Origin of the sequence: Chryseobacterium sp. MP_3.2 (genome assembly GCF_035984805.1) — a bacterium.
GTDB lineage: Bacteria > Bacteroidota > Bacteroidia > Flavobacteriales > Weeksellaceae > Kaistella.
In genome coordinates, this window is the sequence record NZ_JAXCHW010000013.1 from 62,938 (window position 1) to 71,903 (window position 8,966).

Below are 8,966 nucleotides of genomic sequence, written 5' to 3' on the forward strand. Positions count from 1 at the left end.
GATAGGCCACAAAAAAACTTCTTCAATTGCTTGAAGAAGTTTAGTATTTATCATTATAAATTCTTAGGCAGGAATCTCGCCTTTAAATAAGAACGAAATAATTTCTTTATTTACTTTCTCCACCATTTCACTGAATAAATGAAAGGACTCTTGTTTATAAATTACCAATGGATCTTTTTGTTCATAAACCGCACCTTGAGAAGAACGTCTTAGATCATCCATTTCTCTTAAGTGTAATTTCCAATTTTCATCAATAATAGAAAGTGAAATATTCTTCTCAAAATCTAAAACCATTGAATCACATTTGCTATCAAAAGCTTCTTTTAAATCCGTAACAATGGTCATTGTTTTAATCCCATCCGTGAATGGAACCTGAATCATTTTGAACATTGAACCTTGGTTTTGGAACACATTCTCTATAATCGGGAAAGATTTTTCCTTTAACAGTTCCAATCTCATTCGGTAATCTTCTGTAGCAGCTTTGTATAAAACATTGGTAAGTTCTGGAATTTGCTTGGTCTTAAAATCTTCTGCAGAAATTGGGGATTCCATGGTGAAATTTTTGATAATTTCATATTCAAAATCTTTAAAATCACCCTTTAATTTACCTCTGCTCACAATAGATTGCGATACATCGAAAATCATATTAGAGATATCATATTTCAAGTGATCCCCAAACAATGCGTTTTTTCTTCTTTTATAGATTACGTCACGCTGTTTGTTCATTACATCATCATACTCCAACAATTTCTTACGAACCCCGAAGTTATTTTCCTCTACTTTTTTCTGTGCTCTTTCAATAGATTTAGAAATCATTCCGTGCTGAATTACTTCACCATCTTTATGACCCATTCTATCCATCATTTTTGCAATTCTCTCAGACCCGAAAAGACGCATTAAATTATCTTCAAGGGAAACATAGAACTGAGAACTTCCTGGATCTCCTTGTCTACCGGCACGACCTCTAAGCTGTCTATCCACTCGACGAGAATCATGTCTTTCTGTACCAATGATTGCCAGTCCACCATTTTTCTTCACCTCACCTTGCAATTTAATGTCGGTTCCACGACCCGCCATGTTAGTTGCAATAGTTACAACTCCTGGTCCACCTGCCATTGCAACAATTTCTGCTTCTTTGGCGTGTAGTTTTGCATTCAGTACATTATGCTGAATTTTTCGCAGTTGTAAAGCTCTGGAAAGCAGTTGAGAAATTTCTACAGATGTGGTACCCACCAAAATAGGTCTTCCTGCAGAAGTTAAAACTTCAATTTCTTCAATTACGGCATTATATTTCTCCCTATTGGTCTTAAAAACCAAATCTTGTTTGTCATCTCTCGTGATTGGTCTGTTAGTAGGAATTACCACAACATCCAATTTATAGATTTCCCATAATTCCCCAGCTTCGGTTTCTGCCGTTCCCGTCATCCCCGCTAGTTTATTATACATTCGGAAATAATTCTGAAGCGTTACGGTTGCAAAAGTTTGCGTAGCTGCTTCAATTTTTACGTTTTCTTTCGCTTCAATCGCCTGGTGAAGTCCGTCTGAATAGCGTCTTCCGTCCATGATACGTCCGGTTTGCTCATCTACGATTTTTACTTCGCCATCAATCACTACATACTCATCATCTTTAACGAATAAAGTATAGGCTTTCAGTAGTTGGCTTAGGGTGTGAACACGCTCTGATTTCACGGCGAAATCTCCAAATATTTTTTCTTTTGCTTCAAATTCTTCCTCTTTGGTCAAATTTTTAGCTTCTAATTCTGCAATTTCGGTCCCGATGTCATTTAAAACGAAAAAATCTTTATCCTCATTTCCGGCAGACATATATTCTACACCTTTATCGGTAAGATCGATTTGATTATTTTTTTCATCAATCACAAAGTAAAGATCTTTGTCCGCAATCGGCATATCCTTATTATTATCCTGCATATATTGTCCTTCGGTTTTTTGAAGAAGCGTTTTATGACCGCTTTCCGAAAGATATTTAATTAGCTGCCTGTTCTTTGGCAAACCTCTGTATGCTTGCAAAAGTTTGAAACCACCTTCTTTCGTATTTCCGTTCGCAATTAATTTTTTAGCTTCATTGAAAATACCAGAAACTGTTTTTTTCTGAATTTCTACAATACGGTCAACAGAAGGTTTTAAGGAATCAAATTCTTGACGATCACCTTGTGGAACTGGTCCGGAAATAATTAAAGGCGTTCTAGCATCATCCACTAAAACGGAATCTACCTCATCTACGATGGCAAAGTTTAATTCTCCCTGCACTAATTCTGCGGGAGAGGTCACCATGTTATCTCTCAAATAATCAAAACCAAATTCATTATTTGTACCGTAAGTAATACTAGAGGCGTAGGCTTTTCTACGTGCATCAGAATTAGGTTGGTGTAAATCGATACAGTCAATCGTCATTCCATGGAATTGATACAATGGACCCATCCAAGCGCTATCTCGTTTTGCCAAATAGTCATTTACCGTTACCACATGAACTCCTCTTTCAGGTAAAGCGTTTAAATAAATCGGCAAGGTACCAACAAGAGTTTTTCCTTCTCCGGTCGCCATCTCTGCAATTTTTCCGCTGTGTAATACTACCCCACCAATAAATTGAACATCATAATGAACCATGTCCCATTTAATAGGCGTTCCAGCTGCATCCCAATGGTTTTTCCATACAGCAATATCTCCTTGTAGTTCTACGAAGTCTTTTGTAGCAGCTAATTCTCTATCGAGTTGTGTTGCAGTCACTCGGATTTCTCCGTTTTCCGCCAATCGACGAGAAGTTTCCTTAATGAGGGCGAAAGCTTCGGGCAAAATTTCATTTAAAACCTTTTCTTCTACCTTGTAAGAATCTTTTTTAAGTTGTTCTATATTGGTGAAGAAAGCTTCTTTCTCATCAATGTTGGCAGTGGTTTTAATTTGCTCTTTAATTTCCTCTATCTGGGTGGTAATTTTGGCTGTAGCTGCTTTAATTTTCGCTTTAAATTCTGTAGTTTTATCACGTAAACCATCATCTGTTAATTCAGCAATTGACGGTTCTACTGCTTTTATTTTTAGCACTACTTTTTTTACGTCTTTTAGGTCGGACGCATTTTTATCGCCTAAAAACCCTTTAAGAACTTTGTCTAAAATACCCATATATTTTGCTTATAGAGCCCAAAACATTGCGTTTCAAGCATTAAATTGTGCACTCAATGTGCGTTTGATCGTCCTATTAAAATGGCTTAAAGCAGATATGCAAAAAGCCCATTATTTTTTAGTATTCATCCTCGTTCCAAAGAAAATCATCGTCTGTAGGATAATCACTCCAAACCTCTTCGATAGATTCATAGATTTCTCCTTCATCTTCGATAGCCTGTAGATTTTCAACCACTTCCATAGGTGCTCCAGTTCGGATTGCGTAATCAATAAGTTCCGCCTTCGTCATCGGCCAAGGTGCGTCACTTAAATAGGAAGCTAATTCTAATGTCCAATACATATTGTTTAAATTTTTGCAAAAATATAAAATTAGGCGACATAAAAAAGGTTTTTGTCGCTGATTTTCAATAAACTTTGATTTTTATTCTGAATTTTTTCAACTTCCATTTTTCAAAAACCATTCCACAAACTTTTTTATGCCATTTTGGAAATGAGTGACCGGATGATACATCAGTAACTTCTTGGCTTTCTGAATATCTGCATTGGTTTTATAGACATCACCGGGTTGTAAAGGCAGATATTTTTTGTGGGCTTTTTTATCCAAAGTTTCTTCAATAGTACAGAGCATTTCATGAAGGCTTATTACTTCGCTTTCTCCCAAATTAATGATTTCATACACATTATTATGAGTCTCTATATAGAGGATTGATTTTAAAATTCCGTCAATAATATCATCAATGTAGGTGTAATCTCTTGCGGTTTTACCATCTCCATAAAAAGGAAGGTGTTTATTTTCTGAAATTAACTTCGTAAACTTATGTATGGCTAAATCTGGTCTTTGTCTTGGTCCGTAAACGGTGAAAAATCGAAGGTGAATCATATCAATTCCATAAAGATGATGATAAACATGGCCCATGATTTCTCCACATTTCTTCGTGGCGGCGTAAGGAGAAATTGGTCGGTCTACACCATCGGTTTCAGCGAAGGGAATTTTAGGATTGTTGCCATAGACGCTGGAACTGGAGGCTGCAATAAACTTGATAATCTTATTATTTTTGCAGATTTCCCATAGATTCATCGTTCCCGTGATATTAACTTCTGCGTATTCTAGCGGATTTTCTATGGACGGTCTTACTCCAGCTAAAGCTGCTAAATGGATGATGCAACCGACTTTATGCTTCGCGAATATTTTTTCTAACCCAGCTCGATCTCGAAGATCTTGGTAGTATAGTTGATAATTCTTTGAGGACGTTTCAAAAATTAATTTTTGAACATCATGTTCCTTATCATGAAAGGTAAATTCCAAAGTTTTACCCACGGAGGCTAAGGTGTTTTTTACTTTTATCTTATAATCGTAAAAATCATCAAAGTTGTCTATGTTTATGACAGAATGTCCATTTTTCAGAAGATGTTCTACCAAGTGTGAACCTATAAAACCGGAGCCTCCAGTTACTGCGTATATCATCTTTTTAAATTAAGGAACGAAGTTAAGGATTTAATAAAAATTTTGAATCAAATGAAATAAGATTTGCAGTCCTAGACTTTTTTTTTATCTGAAAAACCATCAATACGCTCAAGAAATTTGTGCTTACTTATCCTTCATTTAATTCCTTAAATTTACAAAATATAAAAATCATTCTATGAAATTCTCTGGACAAATCCTGAAAATGACCACGCAAAACGGAAAGCCGATTCAATATTATCTTAATCTTACCCAAGATATACTCCACATGAATCAGCTTATCGGAAAAAATTTAAAGTGGAAGTTAATTGGTTATGAATGCGTGTCGTGCGGTAGCGACGAAAAAGTTTTTCGAATGGGTTTTTGTAAAAAATGTTTTTTTGAAAGTCCTTATGCCAGTGAATCTATAATTCGGCCAGAACTTTCCAAGGCACATTTAGGCGTGGGTGAAAGAGATTTAGCCGTGGAGGAATCCATTCAATTAGCACCTCACATTGTTTATCTTGCTTATACCGGCGATGTGAAAGTTGGGGTTACAAGAGAAACCCAAATTCCTACACGCTGGATTGATCAGGGTGCAACTTTCGCTTTAACCATTGCAAAAACAGAAAACCGATACGAAGCTGGAATGATAGAAGTTGCAATGAAAGAGCATTTTGCAGACAAAACCAACTGGAGAAAAATGTTGGAAGATGATTATGAGGATCAATTGGATCTTGCAGATTTTCGAAATAAAATAAAAGATAAATTTCCAGAAAATTTTAAAAACTTCTACTCAGATGACAATGAAGTTGTTCGTTTAGACTTTCCTTATGAAGCGCCAAAAAAAATCTCGACGGTCACTTTAGAAAAAAATCCAGAGTTTGAGGGGGTTTTACGGGGAATAAAAGGGCAATATCTTTCTTTCGAAGGCGGCACGTTTTTTAATGTAAGGGCACACGAGGGTTGTGTGGTAGAATTGGAAATTAAAGCACCATGAAAATGTGAAGAACTGCGTCCCAAATCGATTTAAGCTCAGATTTTATGCAAAAAAATTACTTTAAAATATTTTCAATTGTTCTTGCAATTCTATTCCTGATCCTTTTAACAGGAAATTTTGGTCTAAATTATTGGCTAAAAAATAACCTGCCAAATTACATTAAAAACAATTCTGATTATTTAATTTCTTACAAAGAAATGGACGTTCATTTAGGAACTGGAAATATAACAGCTACCGGAATTTCCATCAATAATAAAAATTCACAAAACGACAAAATATTAGGTTTGCAGGGAACTGTAGACTCTCTCGACATCTCCAAATTGGGTATGTATGATGTTTTGTTTAATAAGAAATTTTCCACGTCACGTCTGATATTGAAAAATCCTAAACTACATATTGTGCTGCCCAAACCTCTCGCTGATAAGAAAGGAAAAAAGAAGCATAATTTGGAGATGGATCGGTTAAAGATCGACGGCGGTTCTATTTCTATTTTCACGCACGCCAAAAGGAAGTTTTTTTCTGTAGAAGAATTGAATATTGATTTAGAAAATATACAGATTGCAGAAGAATCTTCAGACTCAAAATTACCGCTTGTTTTTGAACGGCATCAAATTAATGGAAAGAATTTTTTTTACCGACCAGATAATGTGTATGCCTTCACGGCGAAATATATTACCACGAAGGAAGGACTAATGAATCTGCGTGATTTTCAAATGGTTCCCCTCTTGTCTTACCAAAATTTCAGAAAATTTTTCCCTAAAAAAAGGAATTTATTTGATGTTAAATCTGCCGAAATGGAATTTCAAGATTTTGAATTTAAAGGGGAACAAATAACCCTTACTAAAGTTCGTTTGGAAAGTCCCGTTCTGAAAATATATACCACCAGTGTTTCACCATCTAAAAAAGAAAAAAGCTTTACCTATGATGTGAACTTGGAAGATGTAATTGCCAACAACGCGAGGGTTGAAATCCTTAAACCTAATGGAAACCAATTATTTGGAGCTAATAATATTTCTATGAGTATTAATAAATTGGTGATGAATGAGGAAACAGCGAAAGGAAATATCCCGTTTCAGTATACTAATTTCGGGATCAAAGGAAAAGATATTCGTTATTCTACAGAAACCCAAAATATTAATGTTGCCCTTCTAAATATGGACCCAAAGTCCGCAGACTTCCAGAATATTTCAATAAAACCTACGGCGATTTTTGCCAATAAATCTTCCTTAGATCTCACTGCAAAACATATTGCATTAAAAATCAATGAGTGGAAATTTGTTAATAATAAATTATCTCTAAACATACAAAATGTTTTACTTGATGTTCTCAAAGGGAAAATATCAACAGCTAAAAATCAACAGAAAAAGCAGCCTGCTTTTGAAGGAATTAATTTCCCCTTAAAGATTAGGAATGTACAAGTTAAAAATTCTGACTTAACATTTGACAGTAAAAATCAACCCTTGATCTTTACTGGTTTCAATGCCACAATTCAGAATATTGAAATGAATGCGCAGACGGTGAAAAGTGAAATCCCATTTAAATCTGGCGATTATACATTGACCACGAAAAACTTTCTGTACAAAACCAGATTTTACAATCTATCTTCTTCATTTGTAAAGCTCAATAAAAATACCATTCAACTTTCTAATTTTGCATTAAAGCCTAACGTTTCTCGTGCACAATATATCGGGATGATTCCCACGGAAAAAGATTTGTATGATATTACAGTAAGGCAAATTACAGCAAATGGAAATTGGGATTTGGTCTCGAAAAGCAAATTTTTAACTGCTTCCTCCGTCGTCTTAAATGATATGGATGCAAATATTTTCCGCAGTAAAATTCCTGCGGATGATTTGACGAAAAAACCGATGTACTCTGAATTATTACGATCCATTAAATTTCCTTTATTTATTCAGGATCTCATGATTAAAAATTCTCTCTTGGTTTATGAGGAAGACACTAAAAAAAGCGATGGACCCGGAAAGTTGGTCTTCGAAGATTTTAATTTAAATGCAAAAAACATTAACTCTGGGAAAACATCCGGAAAGCCAACCAAAATTCCAATTACCATCAAATGTAAAATGATGGGTTCTTCTCCCATGAATGTGAATTGGACCATCGATACGGCCAGTCGAAATGATTCATTTACCATCGCAGGAAATGTGGGACCCTTGGCTGCTTCTAATATTAATGCGTTCACCGAACCTTATTTGAAAATTCGTGCAACGGGAATTATCTCTGATTTGATTTTTAATTTTAAAGGAAATAAAACAGGCTTAAATGGAAGCTTAAACATGAAACATCAGAATTTGAAAGTTTCGATTCTGAAAGAAACGGGAGAAAAATCGGGCCTGTTGTCTGCGATTGCGAATATGGTTGTAAAAACTAATTCGGGAAAATATCCAGAATCAGTTCCGGTAGAAAATGTAGAAAGAGATGCAACCAAGTCTTTTTTTAACCTTTTGTGGAAGGGAATTGAGCAAGGTTTGAAGAAAACTTTAATTGGTGCAAATGCTCCAAAGACAGAACAAAGCATCCGAAATACAGTAGGCGCTACGAAATCAGCTTTAGAGGAAAACAAGAAAGATTTGCAAGAAACTAAAAAGGAAGTGCAAGAAAAAGCGCAAGAAACTAAAGAAAAAGTAAAAGAAAAAGGACTCTTTAAGAATTTATTTAAGAAAAAATCCGAAAATTAATTTCGGATTGTAAATATTAATCTAAGTCATATTCAGGATTATCTTGTATGGGTACCTTTCTTAGGAAATTATCAAACTCTTCACCACTGTAGTTGCTTTCTGCCCCATAAGAATCTAAAATCGTTGCTAATTCGCCCTCCTTATCTTGCAATAAATAAAGAACTGCATTGTCATCTGGATTGCTGTCTCCTTCGAATCGGTATGATTTAACGATGCACAGATCTTCTGGTTGATACGTTTTTTCATCTTTCCCTAGAATCATTTCGTGTTGCTCATTCATGCAGATTTCCTTCGTAATTCCGCGTTTAATTAAAGTGTTTAAAACTTGAGAAAGTGTTTTTAAATTGTGATTTGCCATAATCTTATATTTCTTTAAATGTCATCAAATAAGGGACCATGCAAACTATGATTATTTAAATATTGGAGAATTGCACAAGTTACTCTGAGTAAGATTCTAAGATTCACTTCTAAATGAAAGAAAGTTTAAAACAAAAAAAACGCTACTAATCATATCATTAACAGGGTTTAAAGGATCTCGGACGGAGGTGGTCAAAATCCTTTGTCAATTTTAACTATTTTTACACCGACCAGTACAAAGATTGCAAAGTTCGGTGTAATTGACCACCTAGATTCGGTTTAAAGTGACCATGTAAATTCGGTTTAAATTGACCACCTCTTTTTTGTGGTAAAACGA

At 35.1% G+C, this 8,966-nt stretch carries 6 protein-coding genes; 2 read left to right on the forward strand and 4 right to left on the reverse strand.

Features of this window, described 5'->3' with window-relative positions; all coding sequences use genetic code 11:
- Nucleotides 1-63 precede the first annotated feature (63 nt).
- From secA to RCH13_RS13160, 3 genes are all read right to left on the reverse strand, one after another.
- The gene (secA, locus tag RCH13_RS13150) at nt 64-3,135 is read right to left on the reverse strand and encodes a preprotein translocase subunit SecA (protein WP_326987709.1); all 3,072 of its coding nucleotides are present in this window, start codon (nt 3,133-3,135) and stop codon (nt 64-66) included.
- 118 nt (nt 3,136-3,253) lie between these two features.
- Nucleotides 3,254-3,475 (reverse strand): DUF2795 domain-containing protein, encoded by a 222-nt coding sequence (locus tag RCH13_RS13155; RefSeq protein ID WP_015807225.1) that lies wholly within the window; start codon nt 3,473-3,475, stop codon nt 3,254-3,256.
- Between the two features lie 96 nt (nt 3,476-3,571).
- Nucleotides 3,572-4,600 (reverse strand): GDP-mannose 4,6-dehydratase, encoded by a 1,029-nt coding sequence (locus tag RCH13_RS13160; RefSeq protein ID WP_326987710.1) that lies wholly within the window; start codon nt 4,598-4,600, stop codon nt 3,572-3,574.
- Nucleotides 4,601-4,775: 175 nt separating this feature from the next.
- Here RCH13_RS13160 and RCH13_RS13165 point away from each other — a divergent pair, with 175 nt between their 5' ends.
- On the forward strand, nt 4,776-5,576 hold the full coding sequence (locus RCH13_RS13165) for a DUF2797 domain-containing protein (RefSeq protein ID WP_326987711.1): 801 nt from the start codon (nt 4,776-4,778) through the stop codon (nt 5,574-5,576).
- 44 nt (nt 5,577-5,620) lie between these two features.
- Nucleotides 5,621-8,272 carry a hypothetical protein gene (locus RCH13_RS13170; RefSeq protein WP_326987712.1) on the forward strand — a complete coding sequence of 884 codons (2,652 nt, stop codon included), beginning with the start codon at nt 5,621-5,623 and terminating at the stop codon, nt 8,270-8,272.
- A gap of 16 nt (nt 8,273-8,288) precedes the next feature.
- Here the strand turns inward: RCH13_RS13170 and RCH13_RS13175 are convergent, their stop codons facing one another.
- On the reverse strand, nt 8,289-8,630 hold the full coding sequence (locus RCH13_RS13175) for a hypothetical protein (protein ID WP_326987713.1): 342 nt from the start codon (nt 8,628-8,630) through the stop codon (nt 8,289-8,291).
- Nucleotides 8,631-8,966 lie beyond the last annotated feature (336 nt).